Source organism: Klebsiella sp. 141203, from assembly GCF_032601985.1.
Lineage (GTDB): Bacteria > Pseudomonadota > Gammaproteobacteria > Enterobacterales > Enterobacteriaceae > Klebsiella > Klebsiella aerogenes.
In genome coordinates this window covers 977,482-993,279 of sequence record NZ_JAQIRL010000002.1, presented here as the reverse complement: position 1 = coordinate 993,279, position 15,798 = coordinate 977,482, and the positions used below count along the sequence as shown (strand labels likewise).

The window sequence follows — 15,798 nt, the reverse complement described above, 5'->3', positions numbered from 1 at the left end:
CAAAGTTTATCGCTGCGGAAAAACCCACACATCATCCGCGGGCAGCGTCAGATGACAATGTTCGGCATCACGCAGGGCCGTGCCGTAGGCGCGGATGGCAAAGTCATCGCCCTCGGTGCGGAACAGATATTCCCACCGATCGCCGAGGTACATGCTGGTCAGCAGCGGAAGTTCCAGGCTGTTATCCTGCGGCGAGCAGTCAAGGCGCAGCCGTTCGACGCGGATCACCGCCGTCGCCGGCTGACCGACGCTGACCCCCTCGCCCGCGCGGCCCCATAGCGCCCAGCTGGCGCCTTCAACTCGCGCGCGTCCGTCCTCCAGCGCCGTCACCTTACCGTGCAGGCGGTTATTACTGCCCATAAACTCGGCGGCGAACAGGGTGGCCGGATTGCCGTACATCTCCTGCGGCGTCCCCTGCTGTTCAATCACGCCGTTGTTAAGCAACAAAATGCGATCGGAGATCGCCATCGCTTCATTCTGATCGTGGGTGACCATCAGCGCCGACAGGCCCAGCTTGATAATGAGCTCGCGCAGGAATACCCGCGCCTCTTCACGCAGCTTGGCGTCGAGGTTGGATAGCGGCTCATCCAGCAGAATAACCGGCGGGTTATAGACCAGCGCCCGTCCTATCGCCACACGCTGCTGCTGGCCGCCGGAAAGCTGATGCGGGTGCCGGTTGCCCAGATGTCCCAGACCTAACTGATCAAGTACGCTCTGCACCCGCTGTTTAATCTCGCCGCTGGCCACTTTACGTAGTTTCAGCGGATAGGCCACGTTGTCGAATACCGTTTTATGCGGCCACAGGGCGTAGGACTGGAACACCAGCCCGAGATTACGCTCTTCCGCCGGGATTTCGCTACGCGGACTACCGTCATAAACCACGCTATTGCCGATGGTGATCCGCCCGGCGGTCGGTTTCTCCAGCCCGGCGACCGCACGTAGCAGCGTGGTTTTCCCGCTACCTGAAGGGCCAAGCAGCGACACCACTTCCCCGCGTTTGAGCTCCATCGACACCCCTTTCAGCACCGGGTTGTCGCCATAGGTCAGATGCAAATTGTCTACCGATAACTCAATCATGTAATTTCACTCCAAAGCGCAGGGCGATACCCAGACCGACTACCACCAGCAGAATATTGATAAACGATAGCGCCGCGACGATATCAATGGCGCCCGCCGCCCACAACGAGACCAGCATCGACCCGATCGTTTCGGTGCCTGGCGACAACAAATAAACGCCGGTTGAATACTCGCGTTCAAAGATCAGGAACATCAGCAGCCAGGAACCGATTAGCCCGTAGCGCGCCAGCGGAATGGTGACGTGGCGGGTGATTTGTCCGCGAGAAGCGCCGGTACTGCGCGCGGCCTCCTCCAGCTCCGGCGCCACCTGCAGCAGCGTTGATGAGATAAGGCGCAGGCCGTAGGCCATCCACACCACCGTATAGGCCAACCAGACGCTGAAAATGGTGTTGCGCAGCGCGCGCAGTTGCACGATAAGGTGTTCGCGCAGCCAGTCGGCGACCGGCAGCGCCGAGAGCCAGCCATTTTTCAATGACTGATCGAGCCACATCGGCACAAACAGAAACACCCACAGAAACGCCAAACCGGCCAACAGGCCCGGCACCGCACGAGGTACCAGCACGCTGTAGTCGAGAAAGCGCGTGACGTTATCCGGTTTACGGTGCATGGCGATACCGACAAACAGATAGCACACCACCGCCAACGCGCCGCCGATAATCCCGATCGCCATCGAGTTGACGATCGCCCGCAGCAGATTCGGCTGCTGCCAGATGTTGCGGAAAGTCGCCAGCGACAGCTCATCCCATAGTGAAACGCCAACGCCCCAGTTGGAAATAAAGGCCCGTAGCGCCACACCCAGCAGCGGGACGCCAATAGTCACCGTCAGCCAGGCCACCACGACCGCGCCCGCGACCCAACGCCATTTCCCCAGCGGCAAGGCGCGCGACTGCGATGCTTTACCTTTCATGGTCACGAAACGGTTGGCGGTACGCATCAACCGGCGCTGCAACATGACCAGCGGAATGGTAATGCAGATTAACACCACCGCGACCGCCGCCATCAGATGGTAAGAGGGCGTTCCCAGTTTATTGGTCAACTTATAGAGATAGGTCGCCAGCACCATGTTGCCTTCCGGATCGCCGAGCACCAGCATCAGGCCGAAGACCTCCAGGCCGAGGAAGAACAGCAGCACGCAGGCGTAGAGAATGGACGGCCGTACCATCGGCAGGCTCACCGAGGTCATCACCTGCAGCGGCGTGGCGCCGACGGTACGCGCCGCCTCTTCCACATCCGAACCGACGCTACGTAGCGCCGAGGAGATATAAAGATAGGCATGCGGGACGTGCGTTAAACCGGCTATTACCACGATGCTGAACATCGAGTAGATATTCCAGGGCACAAAACCCAGCCACGCCTGCGCCCACTGCGACAGGAAACCGACCGGCCCGGCGGCCACCACATAACCAAAGCCCAACACCATCGGCGAGACGAAAATCGGCACCAGGATCAGCGGCTCAATAAAGCGCCTACCGGGTAAATCGGTACGTACCATTAAAAAGGCCAGAATTCCGCCCAGCGGAATCGCGATAATGACAAGACCAAAAGCGAGGATAAATCCAGAGCGTAAGGCCAGGTAAAAATCCGGGTCGGTAAAAATAAAACCGAAGGCTTCGAGGCTCCACTCTTTAGAGCGGGCAAAAAATGGTGCTGAAAGAAAACTTTGCGCCACGATAAATAATAGCGGAACGTAAATTACCAGTGCCGCTATCAATACCACCATGCCACGCGGTAGCCCTTGCCACTTTCTGCGTAAAATGTTCATCTTTAATTCCCCTGGCAAAGTGCAGAGATAAATTATCAAGAAGAGATAATGAGTACTTATTTACTGAATACTGATACGATCATTCCCCCGGATACATTCCAGGGGGAGTTTCACAGGTAATTACTTTATTTCGCAGCAGCGGCACGCCATTGCTTAATAAATTCCAGACGCTGTTTGGGTTGCAGATATTGCAGCAGGCTTTCATCCACCGGAATCGGCTTCAGCGCATTGCCCAGTAATTTGGTCATCCCGTCGATATCATTTTTACCTTCAACGTCGTTGCGAATTGACGGGATATCGCCCTGAGAGGCAAGAATCGTTTGCCCTTTTTCCGACAGTACGTAGTCGAACCACAGTTTCGCCGCATTTGGGTGTCCTGCTTCCGCAGTAATAAATGAGACGCGGGACAGCACCAGCACGTAGTCTTTCGGATAGGCAATGCCTAATGACGGGTCGGTTTTAGCGCGCGCTTCGGCATAGGATCCCAGAATGTTATAGCCGATCAGGTTTTCACCGGAGGAGACGCGCTCCATCATGGTGCCGGTAGAAGATTGCACCGTCAGGCCGCCTTTGGCGATATTCGCCAGGTCGGCGAAGTAGTTGGCGTCAGCTTTGCTATCCTGCACCGCCAGCATAAAACCAAGCCCCGATTTCTCGATATCGTAGGTGGTGACTTTGCCTTTAAATTTATCAGCCTGCCCGGCGATAAGTTTGGCCAATGCGGTATGTGAATCCGGCACTTCATTTTGTGGGATCAGCCGTTTGTTATAGATAAAGACCACCGGCTCATAGGTTGTGCCGTAGGCTTTTTGCTGCCAGACCGCCCATTTCGGCAGCTTGCCAACTTCCGGCGAGGCATACTCTTGCGCATAATCGGTGGCTAATTTCAGCGCCGTGTCCATGGAAGAGCTCCACACCACGTCGCCGCTCCCGCCGCCGGCGGCTTGTTCACTAATATAACGGTTGTACAGCTCGGTGCTGTTCATATCGTTATATTCAACTTTAATCCCAGGATATTGCGCTTCAAAGCCTTTAATTAACGGCCCTGCCGCTTTGGTGTCCGTTGTGGAATAAACCACGACTTTACCCTCTTTCACCCCGGCATCAACGACTTTTTGATAATCTGCCGGGTAGCCCTGCGGCACCTCCGCCAGCGCGGAGTACGAGAAGACTGTCGTCAGTGAAACCACTAAACCACCGATTTTCTTATACATAAAGTCAACCCTTAAGCATCAATAATTAAACACAAATTTAACATATAGTGCTACAACACCCTCTGCAACGCTGCGGTTGGGGTTTTTATGGCTTTTGTGACAATGGTGTAGTTTAAAAAGTAGTGTTTATGGAGTTTATTCAGCGAATAGTGAAAACAGCGAGCGAGGTCACAGATTAATGCTGCGTATTGAAGCCTGTTTATCCAGCGCCTATAGTCGGCCACTAACTGCGGGTCTCAGTCACGAGCCTATACAGTCATCATGGTAATTTCTTATAAATACATAAAGTTACTATGCGAAATTATTTTTAACGGCCAGCATTGTATTTTCTTGCTTTTGTGCCAGACTCATTTTAATCGACAATAACATTTTTATCTGCCGTATTTTTCGTTGACCGTTTTTCATAAATCACCTGATAGCAATTTGCGGCTATCAGTCTGTTGATGTTGAATATTTTAAGCGAGTGCAATTCCGTTTACTTTTAACAAGTCATCTATCTCTATTTAAGCTGGAGCAAATCTCATGCCTATTATCGGTACACTTTATGTCGTCCATAAAGAGCACAAAATCCCGGTTGATATACACCTTGAAAATAGTGAGGAAGGAGAATATGTCTATTATACGGCGGATGCCAGTATTGATGCGGATGGCGCCAATGGGCAAAACGGCTCTCCCGCTGCTTACCAAATAAATGACCATTTTAAGGAAATCGGCAGCGATCGTTTAGTTAGCCTTAATTTAAAAATAGATTCCAATGGTGTATTCCACAAAATAAACCCTACAAGTGGAGTTAATGCCATCTTAGAAAGCAATGGTCAACCAAAAATATTTCCGCAAGGAATTATTGCATCTAAAACATCATTACATTATCAACATATTTCATTAGATGACCCCAAAGCTTATATCGATGCAGCGACAGTTCTTTACATTGCCGTACCAAAGATAGTGATCGCGCAAACAAAAGGCACAGTGATTGGATGCCAGGCGAGAGTAACATGGAAAGATAAATCTATAAATTGCGTGGTTGCAGATAGTAGCGGCAATGGTATTGGTGAATTAAGTATTGCTGCAGCAGAGGCGCTAGGGGTAAGCGGAAATCCGCGACACGGAGGTATTGATGAAATCGCCGTCAGGTATGAAATTTGGCCCGGTAAAGCCACTCCGGGATTCCCGTTACTCCCCACCAAGCATCATTAACTATGAAATACTGGCTGTTGTCCGGGTTATCAATGCTTATCTCCTGCAGCTCACCACTCCCGGTTCCGGTTATTGATGCCGATAAAGAGTGTATTCAGAACGCTCGTACATGTCATAATTATGCCGATGGTCTGGATTCTTTTAAAAAGGTAGTTGGTGCATACAAAGCCTTCGCCATAAAATGGGAACACGTTGCCGATACCAAAAAGCTGGAGTCGCAAACAGCAGATGAAATAACCTTTTACGGATTACTGGCCAGTGCTGTCGGACTAGCCACTAAATCCCCTGAGACGGTGATTGCCGGCGCGTCAGTGGGTGCGGCAGGTACCCTATACAGCAAGCGATACCGCCTTGAAGTGCAATCGCATAATTACGATTTGGCTTCTCAGGCGATGCAGTGTCTGTATATGGCAACATTTCCTTTCAAAGACCGTAAGTTTCCTGATAATCATGCCATTCGTAACGCCGCGCTGGACTCATTAACTAATGTCAGAGGGAAGTTAAGACAGTTGCAATATTCGATGGTACTCGGCACCCCCGATATTTCTGGATTAATCGCCATTATTAACAACCCATATAAAATGCCAACTCCAGTGATTACAGGAAATAATGCAAATACTGTTTCTGATATGTCCCAAGCGGAAACCAACGAGCTATTCAACGAAATGAAAAAATGCGAGACTAAACTTAACTAGGATATAAACCAGGAGAACATCATTGATGTTCCCCTGTCATTTATCTTAGCTCTATTATGAGTTTATTCTAATAATAGCTAAAAAAGGAGCATCATTCATGTTCAGTCCGCCATTACTTGTCAGATCATAGGTTGATGAAGCAACTGCATCGCTAACGTTTCCCCCTACGGCTAAAATCGTACCATCATTAACCTCAATAACAATATCACTGTGAGAATCAAAATTATTATTATCGTCAACAAGAATGTTATTATAAAAAGAAATTGCACTATAGTAGGTTAATGGCTCATGATAGTTGCCATTTGCATCAGGCCGTCTTTTACAAATGATATCGCCTACTTGCACCGGGGTAAGTTCTGGATCTAACAATGAAAATTTTGGATATTTCCCCGCATAGATATAGGCGCAATATTCGGAATGATACGATTTTAGTGGAAAATCATGGCCAGTATAGCCTATCTGTTTTATACAAAAACAAATAAAAGCAGCCGACCATGCATAAGGGCTCGTTCCGTCCAAATCAGCACCTATAGATTGCCAGTATTGATGAACAATAGGCGAGAACTTAGCCTGTGACTCCAAATGTTGCGATTTTAAATTAGGCGTTCCTGGATAGGTTCCCCATTTGTCCCACTCATTAATAACAACCTGAGATAATTGCTGTGCAGAAATCGGCATAATAAACCTCTATATGATAAGGTAGAATATCATTAGTGTGAGTTTTCCATGCTTTAAGAAAATACTCTGAGCATATTTATTGGTATACAGGCGAATGTCTGGTGCGCATTTAATGCGTCACAAATATAACTCTAGATATAAAGCCTCAATAAATAAAGGCGGTATCGCTATTTACTTTCTTCTATAAACAACACTTTGCTAAGAAGATCGTATCCATATGATATATCGGTTATTTTTTCACACTAATAAGTATACCGATTTATTATCTCTAAACCTAAATTCTACGGCTAGCTCCTTGATCTTCTGCGCCTTGCGGCGCAGCATGGAACGGCAAACGCAACAAAACAACAACATACATCGAGGAGACTATCCGTGCCTACAGGACATCGATTTCGCCCCACGGAGCTACACCACTTCGTCACCACCCTGTTCACGCAGCTGGGCAGTACGCCAACCGAAGCCGCGCTGGTCGCAGACCACCTGATCGCAGCCAACCTTGCCGGACACGATTCCCACGGCGTCGGCATGATCCCGAGTTACGTAAAATCCCATAGCGAAGGGTTTCTGCAACTTAACCGTCACGCCAGCGTGATGAAAGACGCCGGCGCCGTCGTCACCCTCGACGGCAACGCCGGTTTCGGCCAGGTCGTTGCCCATGAAGCCATGCAGTTGGGGATTGAAAAAGCCAAACAGCACGGCCTGGCCGCCGTGGCGCTGCGCAATGCTCACCATATCGGGCGCATCGGTTACTGGGCGGAACAGTGCGCCGCGCAGGGGTTAATATCCATTCATTTCGTCAGCGTCGTCGGCGACCCGATGGTGGCGCCATTTCGCGGCAAAGATAGCCGCTTCGGCACTAACCCGCTCTGCGTGGTCTTCCCGCGTGAAGGCCACCCGCCGCTGCTGCTCGATTACGCCACCAGCGCCATCGCTTTTGGCAAAACCCGCGTCGCATGGCATAAAGGCGAAGCGGTGCCTGCCGGCTCATTGATTGATTCTCGCGGCGAACCGACCACCGATCCGGCGGTGATGCAGACCTCGCCGCTTGGCGCCCTGCTCACCTTTGCCCAACACAAAGGCTATGCCCTGGCGACGCTGTGCGAGGTGCTCGGCGGCGCGGTCTCGGGCGGACAAACGACCCACCAGGATAGCCTGCAGGGCTGCGTCGACGCCATCTTCAACTGCATGACTACCATTATTCTCAGCCCGGAAGCCTTCGATGCGCCGCAGATGCAGCGCGAAACCGAGGCCTTTATCGACTGGTGTAAACAGTCGCCGCACGATGCCGATACGCCTATTCTGGCGCCGGGTGAGTGGGAAGCGGCCAATCGTCAGCAGCGGCTGGCAAACGGTATTCCGCTCGATGCCAGTAGCTGGCAGGCGATCTGCGCCGCCGCGCGCCAGGCCGGGATGTCGCAGGAGACGTTGAACCAATTGCAGCAGAACATGGAAGTCAACGCTTAACCTCAGCCCCCGCGGGGCGATCGTCAGCCACGGCGTCCCGCGTCATCGTCACTTGTGACGACGTCAGTGATTTTCCCGCGTCTTCATCACCTTCACCCCGCGTCATCAGCGCTATCTTCACTTTGGCACGCATTATGCAATCGAAGTGCATCGCACGACGTTCAGCGTCGTGCGTTTGCTGACGGTAGCCTGCCGGGCCCGGCGCGCTATCGCCCTATCTTCACTGTTAACAGGTCTGTTACTGATGAATAAAATTACCAGCGTGTGCCCCTATTGCGGGGCGGGTTGTAAACTCAAATTGGTTGTCGAAAATGATAAAATCATTCGCGCTGAGGCCGCCGACGGTGTCACCAATCAAAACCAGCTATGCCTGAAAGGCTACTACGGCTGGGATTTCCTCAACGACACGCAGCTTCTCACGCCTCGCCTCAAGCAGCCGATGATTCGTTATCAGAAAGGCGGCCCGTTCACCCCGGTCAGCTGGGAAGAAGCGATTCGCTACACCGCCGCTAAGCTCCGCGAGATCAAGGCCAAATATGGCCCGCGCGCCATTATGACTACCGGATCGTCCCGCGGCACCGGTAATGAAACCAATTACGTGATGCAGAAATTCGCCCGTGCGGTACTCAATACCAATAACGTCGACTGCTGCGCCCGCGTTTGCCACGGGCCGTCGGTCGCCGGCCTACAGGCTTCTCTCGGCAATGGCGCGATGAGCAACTCGATAAGCGATATTGAGAACTCAAAATGTCTGCTGGTCTTTGGCTATAACTGCGCCGATTCTCACCCTATCGTGGCGAGACGGGTACTGAGAGCCCGCGACAACGGCGCGAAAATCATCGTCTGCGATCCGCGGCGCATTGAAACCGCCCGCATCGCCGACCAGCATCTGCAACTCAACAATGGCAGCAATATGGCGCTGGTCAACGCCTTCGCCTATGTCCTGCTGGAAGAAGATCTCTACAATCACGATTACGTTGAGCGTTATACCGAAGGGCTGGAGGCCTACCGCGAGGCGGTGAAAGACTACTCTCCCGAAGCTGTGGAAGCGCTGGTCGGCGTCCCCGCGCTGGCCATCCGCCGGGCGATGCGCACCTTCGCCGCCGCCCCTTCCGCCACCATTATGTGGGGAATGGGCGTAACCCAGTTCGGCCAGGCGGTTGATGTCGTCCGCGGTCTCGCCAGCCTCGCGCTGCTGACCGGCAACCTCGGACGGGCCAACGTCGGCGTCGGCCCGGTGCGCGGACAAAATAACGTCCAGGGCGCCTGCGACATGGGGGTGCTACCCAACCAGTTCCCGGGCTATCAGGACGTCACCGACGCCGCGGTGCGCGCCAAATTCGCCAATGCCTGGGGCATCGATCCGGCGCTAATGGATACGCAAATCGGCACCCGTATCACTGAAGTCCCGCATAAAGCGCTGGCGGGAGAAATCAAAGCCTACTACATCATGGGCGAGGATCCGCTGCAAACCGAGGCCGATCTGGGTCTGGTACGCAAAGGGATGGAAGCGCTGGATTTTGTGGTGGTGCAGGATATCTTTATGACTAAAACGGCGGAAGTGGCTGACGTACTCCTGCCGGCGACATCCTGGGGCGAGCACGGCGGCGTCTTTACCTGCGCCGACCGCGGCTTCCAGCGTTTTGAACAGGCTATTCCGCCCACAGGTAACGTGAAACGCGATTGGGAAATTATCAGCCTACTGGCCAGCGAGATGGGCTATCCAATGCATTACACCAGTAACCAGCAAATCTGGGATGAAATGCGCGAACTCTGCCCGCTGTTCTACGGCGTAACCTGGGAGAAAATGGGCGATATGGGCCACGTGCAGTGGCCGTGCCCGACGCTCGATCACCCCGGCACGCCGTGGTTGTATCAGGATAATCACTTTGATACCCCATCGGGCAAAGGGCAACTGTTCGCCGCGCCATGGCGCGCGCCGGCGGAAACGCCGGACGATGATTTCCCGCTGGTGCTCTGCACGGTGCGCGAAGTCGGCCATTACTCCTGCCGTTCAATGACCGGCAACTGCGCGGCGCTGCAGTCGCTGGCGGACGAACCGGGCCGGATCCAAATGCACCCTGCTGATGCCGAGCGGGCGGGTATCGCCGATCGTCAGCTGGTATGGGTGAGTTCGCGGCGCGGCAAAGTGATGACTCGCGCCGATCTCAGCGAGCGGATCAACCCCGGCGCGGTGTACATGACCTATCAGTGGTGGGTCGGCGCCTGTAATGAGCTTACCCAGGATAATCTGGATCCTATCTCGAAAACGCCGGAAACCAAGTACTGCGCGGTGAAGGTAGAGGCTATTGCCGACCAGGACTGGGCGGAACGGTACGCCTGGACGACCTATAGCCTGATGAAGGCGCGGTTAAAGGCGGCGGCAAACGCCTGAGGGTAAATTCAGGGAGAAGATTAGCTTCTCCCTGGAATCTGACGTTGTCTGGATTGACATCAAAATAGGCCTTCTTTGGCATGACGGACGCTGTCAGATGTTTTCCCAGTCCACCCCTGGAATGCGCGATAAAAGGAATTGGGATCTTCGAATCCCAGGAGGAAAGCGATCTCTGCGCCGGACATCGTGGTATTTGCCAGGTAGTGTCGGGCAAGGCTCTCCCGCACCATATTGACCAGGGCGCGAAAGTTTTCCCCCTCCTCCTCAAGCCGACGTTGAAGCGTACGCTTGCTTAAGCCCAGTCGTTCCGCGGCCTTCTCAATGGTAGCCGCGTTACCAGGCAACAGCTCCAGTAAGACAGCACGCACACGTTCCGCCGTTGACGCCGTCGAATCGAGTTCACTGAGCCGACGGCGAAGATCGGGTTCGAACGCGTGAAACATGCTTTCGTTGACCGTCAGGAATGGACGCAAAGCATCCACAGCGGCGAAAGCGATTGCTGGATACTCTCCCTTTTGCACAGGTACGCCGAAGAAATTCTCGTAACGCCGGAGATAATGACTGGATGGAAGTCGCGGCAGGATAACGCGATACGCCTTAATGTGCTCACGGGTAGCCAGTCTGGCTAGTCGCACGAAAAACGCAATCTCGGCCACTTGCAGCGAGTAAGGTACCTCGGTTTGTATCGACAACCAGCGAGGCGTCACGACCAGTTCGCCTGCGTCACCCGTATTGACTTCCAGGCTCATGGGCGCCACAAGTTGCTTGTATTTGGCGAGGCGCTGCATAGCCTGTACCAGATTCGCGCTGCACAGGGCAGCGAACAGTGGTGGGTTGAAAGAATCAGCCGAGAGAGTCTCGACAATGCGTAAGGGAAACATGGCATCACTTGCCTCAGCCTCTAAAGCGCGCCAGAAACAAAAATAGTCTTCGCCAGAAAGCCCCTGTCTTGTACGGGAGAGTAAATCGTCGGGAAGGCCGGCCCGACGCAATACATGGCCAGGCTGAACACCTAAGTCCTTCAGTATTGCCAGCCAGCCAATATCCATGGGAAAAGTTTTGTTTTGCACCTTCAGAACTCCGTCACTATTGCTCATTCAACCGACGCTCAGAGTATAGAGCAGTCGTGCGCTTAACCCCCTTCAAACCGCGCCACAATGACTGCACGTTGCGCCAACCTGTAACATTCGCGACTCACTCCCTGTGCTGGCATCTCTCGCATTAAAATTGGCGCGGATTGCCAGAGCGTTGTCGCGGCTTGCTTCCTATAGTGAGTGTAAACATCGCACCAGCCTGGACACGTTCCACCTGTCCTGGCGGTCCAATCTGAGCAATAGAGAAATTCCAATGAATGCTACCGAAGCTATCGACCAACTGGATCCCCAAAAATGGACCACAACATCTCCCGCAGAACGTTTGCGTCTGCTGGAGGAAGTCCGTGCAAACCTGAAGAAGTACGGTGATGACCTCGCCTTCGCCGACAGCAAGATGAAGAATGGCATCCTCGGTGCGCCTCTTTTTTCATACCCAATGTCTAAGGTTGCTACCGTCGTTCCTATGGCGAGTACCGTCTCGGCAGCCATCATCCTTTATGAATCCATTCTCGACGGCAAGATGCCACAGCCGCTGAGCGTGGAAAAAGTGAGTGAGGATCTCTACGACATTTATGTCTTTCCGCAGGAGCGGAAGGACAAGTTGATGTACGCGGATCAGAAGAGTCGCATCCGTGTGAAAGGCACGCCGAAACAAATCAATCCGATGGAAAAGCCCGCGGGTATTATTGCCGTGCTGGGTGCCGGTAACTACAGCTCAGCGCTCGAGGTGTTGAAAGCAATCTTCTTCGAGAACTGTGCGGTCGTACACAAACAGCATCACCTGAACGAAGAAACCGACAGGATTTGGGCGAAGATCATGCAGCCGCTGATTGATCGGCGCGTTCTGAGCTTCTGCGATGCCGATCGGGGACAAGACCTGACAGTAGACCCCCGCCTCTCCCGGATTTACTTTACAGGTGGAACCGCAACGGCCGAGGCTATTATGTCAGCCACAGAGACGCCGCTTATCTCCGAATGCGGCGGCAATAACCCATGCATCATCGTGCCGGGTGACCGGCCATGGACAAAGAAGGAAATTGAGCATCAGGCAGTGCAGATAGCCACCATGGCAAAGTTCAATGGTGGCGCGAACTGCGGTCGTCCCCAGACTCTGGTGACAAGCAAGCACTGGCCGCAGCGCATGGAATTCCTCGACGCGCTGCGGGTCGCTATCTCGGAGACTACTCCAGCCATGGGTATGTACTACCCCGGTGCCAACAAGGTCGTGGATGGTTTTCGCCAGGCCTATCCCGATGCGGAAGTACTGAGCCCCGAGGGCGGCAAGTATCCGCATTCCGATGTCATATTACTAACAGGCGTTGAGCCCTGTGGCTACGCCACTTCGCATGAAGCGTTCAGCCTGGTGCTCGCTGAGGTGCCGCTTGACCTGCCAGCCAATGCAGCGCACTTTCTCCCCGGCGCCGTCAAGTTCGCCAACACCCAGCTCCTGGGCACGCTCGCCAGCGCGATACTTATCGATGAGGACACCAGAAAGGCCCATCAGAAATTACTCGAGCAGGCGGTGTCTGACCTGGAATATGGTGCGGTCGCCATCAACAGCATGCCGTCCTTCATTTTTCTCAACCCCTATCTTACCTGGGGTGGAAATGAGGCAGGCAAGACGTTCGTTTCTGGCCGCGGCAACTTTGGCAACCTACTCAATTACGAGAACGTTGAGAAATCGATCATGGAGGCAAAGTTTATGTCACCAGGGCACATGCTCTACACCAACAAGCGAGCGTTCGACAATATGGCTGGAAACATGGCGAATTTCGCAGTCGAGCCTACCTGGATGAACCTGACCTGTCTGATGGGGGACGCCATCCGCGATAGCTTCCGTAAAAAAGATTTCTGAGTCAGTACAACACATCGGCCTGAAAGGCCTTATCCAACTGCCCCTTACTCGACTAAGTTGTAGCGAGTCTGCTTCATAGCCGGGGCAGTGAATGTGACCTTGAGGACATGCATAGGGTGAGCTCCACAACAATAAAATCGGAACTCATCGCGGCTTTCCATACGCTCAAACGGCTTGTACGCCAGTTTGAGCGCTATCGGGCCAGCGCCGGTCGTGGCATTCTGCACCTGAAAGTGAGGCTAGCAACGATAGACATGGCGACATCATCACTATTGTGAATTTAATTACACCATAGTAAATTACGTGGATTCTTTTTGTAGGTAATTACCCAAAATCATGTCCACTTTAAGGCAGAAAAGATGATAAAAATCAGAATGTCACGACCTTGTGAAGCGGAAGACATCATCCAAATTTGGAAAAGTTCTGTCGATGCTACGCACGATTTTCTGACAGCTCACGACCGGCAAGAGATCGAAAAAGAGGTGGTCGGCTTTTTTTCAGAAACCCCTGTATGGGTAGCGACAAATGATGAAGACCTTCCGCTCGGATTTATGTTCTTACATGATGGTCATCTGGAGGCGCTGTTCGTAGATGCTGCTGCTCGCGGGCTTGGCGTCGGAAAACAGTTGATATCCTATGCCCTTGCTCTTCATCCTGATTTAAGCGTCGACGTCAATGAACAAAACCAACAGGCCGTCGGGTTTTATCAACATATGGGTTTCCAGGTTTCAGGGCGCTCCGGGCAGGATAGTCAGGGAAGACCTTATCCCCTGCTGCACCTTAGTAAAGGGAATGGCGTCTAACCGTTTAGCAGGGAAAATATCATCTGTTTTTTTGGCTAAACGCAACGATGTATGTACAGCTCTGTTCGCTATCCGGGTTAGTCATTTGGCACTCGCCTGCAAAGGTAAGAGCAAGACAGTCACCCGCTTGTAAGTGATGGGTCTGATGATTGACCCTAAAATCAAGGTTGCCGCTCAGCATCCAAAGTGTTTGCCCGCAAAGATGCTCAATAGCCGAGGCGGGGATCGTCAGTTGACCCATTGCAGGGATTTCAACTTTTATCAGTTCCGGACTGGCGCCCGCCGGGGACAATGTCCAACGGATAATGCCTGATTGTTCATCAGTCCAATGCTGCTGCTGGTGAGCGAAACGAACCAGCGAATTCTGATGTTCCTCAAGCTCGGCGAAAAGTTTTGATAGCGTAATATTCATGGCGTTCGCTAAACGACTAAGGATAGTCGCGCTGGGACTGGAGACGCCTCGTTCAATCTTACTAATCATCGCCTGGCTCACGCCTGAGCGTTGAGCAAGCTCCGTTACCGTCCAGTTACGAGCTTTCCTGTGCTTTAGTAATAACTGTGCAATGTCGCTATCTACTATCTGATTTTTATCTTTTTTATCCATTTCACCCTCACTTTCGCCAGCCTGATTATGCCATTAGCTAAATTAGGCTGGAATCATTGATTGTGTCAGTGTGAAAAAGTCAGGTTTCAATAGCTGGACAATCATTTTAAGTACCTACGTCATCAGAAGAGCATGAGTTTGCGATGCGCACTCCCGGCACAACGCGGGTAAGTTAATGAGCTGGAGGTCCGCTATGAGCGAGGAGCGGACATTGTGCTTAAATAATGATGACTCTGGCAGGATGGGTTTTCAATATCTGGAAGGTAGCCACTAATTCAGGTGACGTAAATGTGTAGCAATCCCCCACTTTAGGCCAATACATTTTCCATTAATCAGGTCGATAACAGAATAACTTGCATTGGGATGAGCATAGCGAGGGAAACTATTGACAGTCCCTTCTTTAAGAATTGCGAGAGTGCCCTGACTGACATGCCCGTGAGACACAATACATATTGTTTGTTGATGTGATGAGGTATCTTCCAGGTTTTGTAAAAAACGCATAACTCGCTGAGAAGCATGCGCCAGTGACTCCCCCCCTGGTGGACAATACTCTGCATCAAGCCTGAATAATGCATTTGCATAGTTTGGATGTTTTTGTCTGAGTAGTTCTAACGGCATACCTTCAAACTGACCAAAGGCCTGCTCTTTAAGGGCCGGTTCAGCCGTCAGTGAACAGTGAAAGTGTTCAGCCAGGCTTTGCCCCATTTGCCAGGCACGTCCAAGCGGAGAAGCGTAAACATGCTCTATTTGATACTCACTTGCACTAAACGCTGCTAGTAGGACGGATGTTTCACGCAAGCCCCGACAGGTCAAGGAGCTATCGCTGTGCCCCTGAATAATTCCTTCCAAATTCCACTCTGTTTCTGCGTGTCGAACAAGTATCAATTTCATCGTTAGCGGGCCATGCTCGTTGTTGATCAAAATGTCCCAACTGCGCGATGTCAAACACACACCGTTGAA

General features: G+C 52.5%; 13 protein-coding genes. 6 read left to right on the top strand and 7 right to left on the bottom strand.

Features of this window, described 5'->3' with window-relative positions; translation table 11 throughout:
- Nucleotides 1-6 precede the first annotated feature (6 nt).
- The 3 genes from PGR29_RS12405 to PGR29_RS12395 all read right to left on the bottom strand — a co-directional run bounded on the left by PGR29_RS12405 (nt 7) and on the right by PGR29_RS12395 (nt 4,053).
- A complete protein-coding gene (locus tag PGR29_RS12405) occupies nt 7-1,077 on the bottom strand; it encodes an ABC transporter ATP-binding protein (protein WP_316424624.1) in 1,071 nt (356 codons plus the stop codon).
- Nucleotides 1,070-2,839 carry an ABC transporter permease gene (locus PGR29_RS12400; RefSeq protein ID WP_316424622.1) on the bottom strand — a complete coding sequence of 590 codons (1,770 nt, stop codon included), beginning with the start codon at nt 2,837-2,839 and terminating at the stop codon, nt 1,070-1,072. The genes PGR29_RS12405 and PGR29_RS12400 overlap by 8 nt, the downstream gene beginning before the upstream one ends.
- A 125-nt stretch (nt 2,840-2,964) precedes the next feature.
- Nucleotides 2,965-4,053, bottom strand: coding sequence for an ABC transporter substrate-binding protein (locus tag PGR29_RS12395; RefSeq protein WP_316424621.1), 1,089 nt, complete (start codon nt 4,051-4,053; stop codon nt 2,965-2,967).
- 522 nt (nt 4,054-4,575) lie between these two features.
- On the opposite strand from PGR29_RS12395, the gene PGR29_RS12390 reads away from it, so the two are divergent.
- Nucleotides 4,576-5,250: a hypothetical protein gene (locus tag PGR29_RS12390; RefSeq protein WP_271031846.1), complete on the top strand. Its 675-nt coding sequence runs from the start codon at nt 4,576-4,578 to the stop codon at nt 5,248-5,250.
- A gap of 2 nt (nt 5,251-5,252) precedes the next feature.
- Nucleotides 5,253-5,945: a hypothetical protein gene (locus PGR29_RS12385; protein ID WP_213316787.1), complete on the top strand. Its 693-nt coding sequence runs from the start codon at nt 5,253-5,255 to the stop codon at nt 5,943-5,945.
- 54 nt (nt 5,946-5,999) lie between these two features.
- Here PGR29_RS12385 and PGR29_RS12380 read toward each other — a convergent pair whose 3' ends face one another.
- The gene (locus PGR29_RS12380) at nt 6,000-6,623 is read right to left on the bottom strand and encodes a DUF2272 domain-containing protein (RefSeq protein ID WP_316424619.1); all 624 of its coding nucleotides are present in this window, start codon (nt 6,621-6,623) and stop codon (nt 6,000-6,002) included.
- A gap of 372 nt (nt 6,624-6,995) precedes the next feature.
- Between PGR29_RS12380 and PGR29_RS12375 the strand changes: the two genes are divergently transcribed.
- Both PGR29_RS12375 and fdhF read left to right on the top strand, forming a co-directional pair.
- Nucleotides 6,996-8,087, top strand: a complete 1,092-nt coding sequence (locus PGR29_RS12375; RefSeq protein ID WP_015705181.1) for a malate/lactate/ureidoglycolate dehydrogenase — start codon at nt 6,996-6,998, stop codon at nt 8,085-8,087.
- 244 nt (nt 8,088-8,331) lie between these two features.
- Nucleotides 8,332-10,482, top strand: coding sequence for a formate dehydrogenase subunit alpha (fdhF, locus tag PGR29_RS12370; RefSeq protein ID WP_113375016.1), 2,151 nt, complete (start codon nt 8,332-8,334; stop codon nt 10,480-10,482).
- Nucleotides 10,483-10,541: 59 nt separating this feature from the next.
- Here the strand turns inward: fdhF and PGR29_RS12365 are convergent, their stop codons facing one another.
- Entirely contained in the window at nt 10,542-11,552 is a 1,011-nt protein-coding gene (locus tag PGR29_RS12365; protein ID WP_213793734.1) for an AraC family transcriptional regulator, read from the bottom strand.
- 277 nt (nt 11,553-11,829) lie between these two features.
- Here PGR29_RS12365 and PGR29_RS12360 point away from each other — a divergent pair, with 277 nt between their 5' ends.
- Together PGR29_RS12360 and PGR29_RS12355 are read left to right on the top strand one after the other, a co-directional pair.
- A complete protein-coding gene (locus PGR29_RS12360) occupies nt 11,830-13,431 on the top strand; it encodes an aldehyde dehydrogenase family protein (protein ID WP_316424618.1) in 1,602 nt (533 codons plus the stop codon).
- 359 nt (nt 13,432-13,790) lie between these two features.
- Nucleotides 13,791-14,234 (top strand): acetyltransferase, encoded by a 444-nt coding sequence (locus PGR29_RS12355; RefSeq protein ID WP_316424617.1) that lies wholly within the window; start codon nt 13,791-13,793, stop codon nt 14,232-14,234.
- 19 nt (nt 14,235-14,253) lie between these two features.
- Here PGR29_RS12355 and PGR29_RS12350 read toward each other — a convergent pair whose 3' ends face one another.
- Both PGR29_RS12350 and PGR29_RS12345 read right to left on the bottom strand, forming a co-directional pair.
- Nucleotides 14,254-14,838 (bottom strand): helix-turn-helix domain-containing protein, encoded by a 585-nt coding sequence (locus PGR29_RS12350; protein ID WP_316424616.1) that lies wholly within the window; start codon nt 14,836-14,838, stop codon nt 14,254-14,256.
- A 270-nt stretch (nt 14,839-15,108) separates the two neighbouring features.
- Nucleotides 15,109-15,729, bottom strand: coding sequence for a histidine phosphatase family protein (locus PGR29_RS12345; protein ID WP_316424615.1), 621 nt, complete (start codon nt 15,727-15,729; stop codon nt 15,109-15,111).
- Nucleotides 15,730-15,798: the final 69 nt, after the last annotated feature.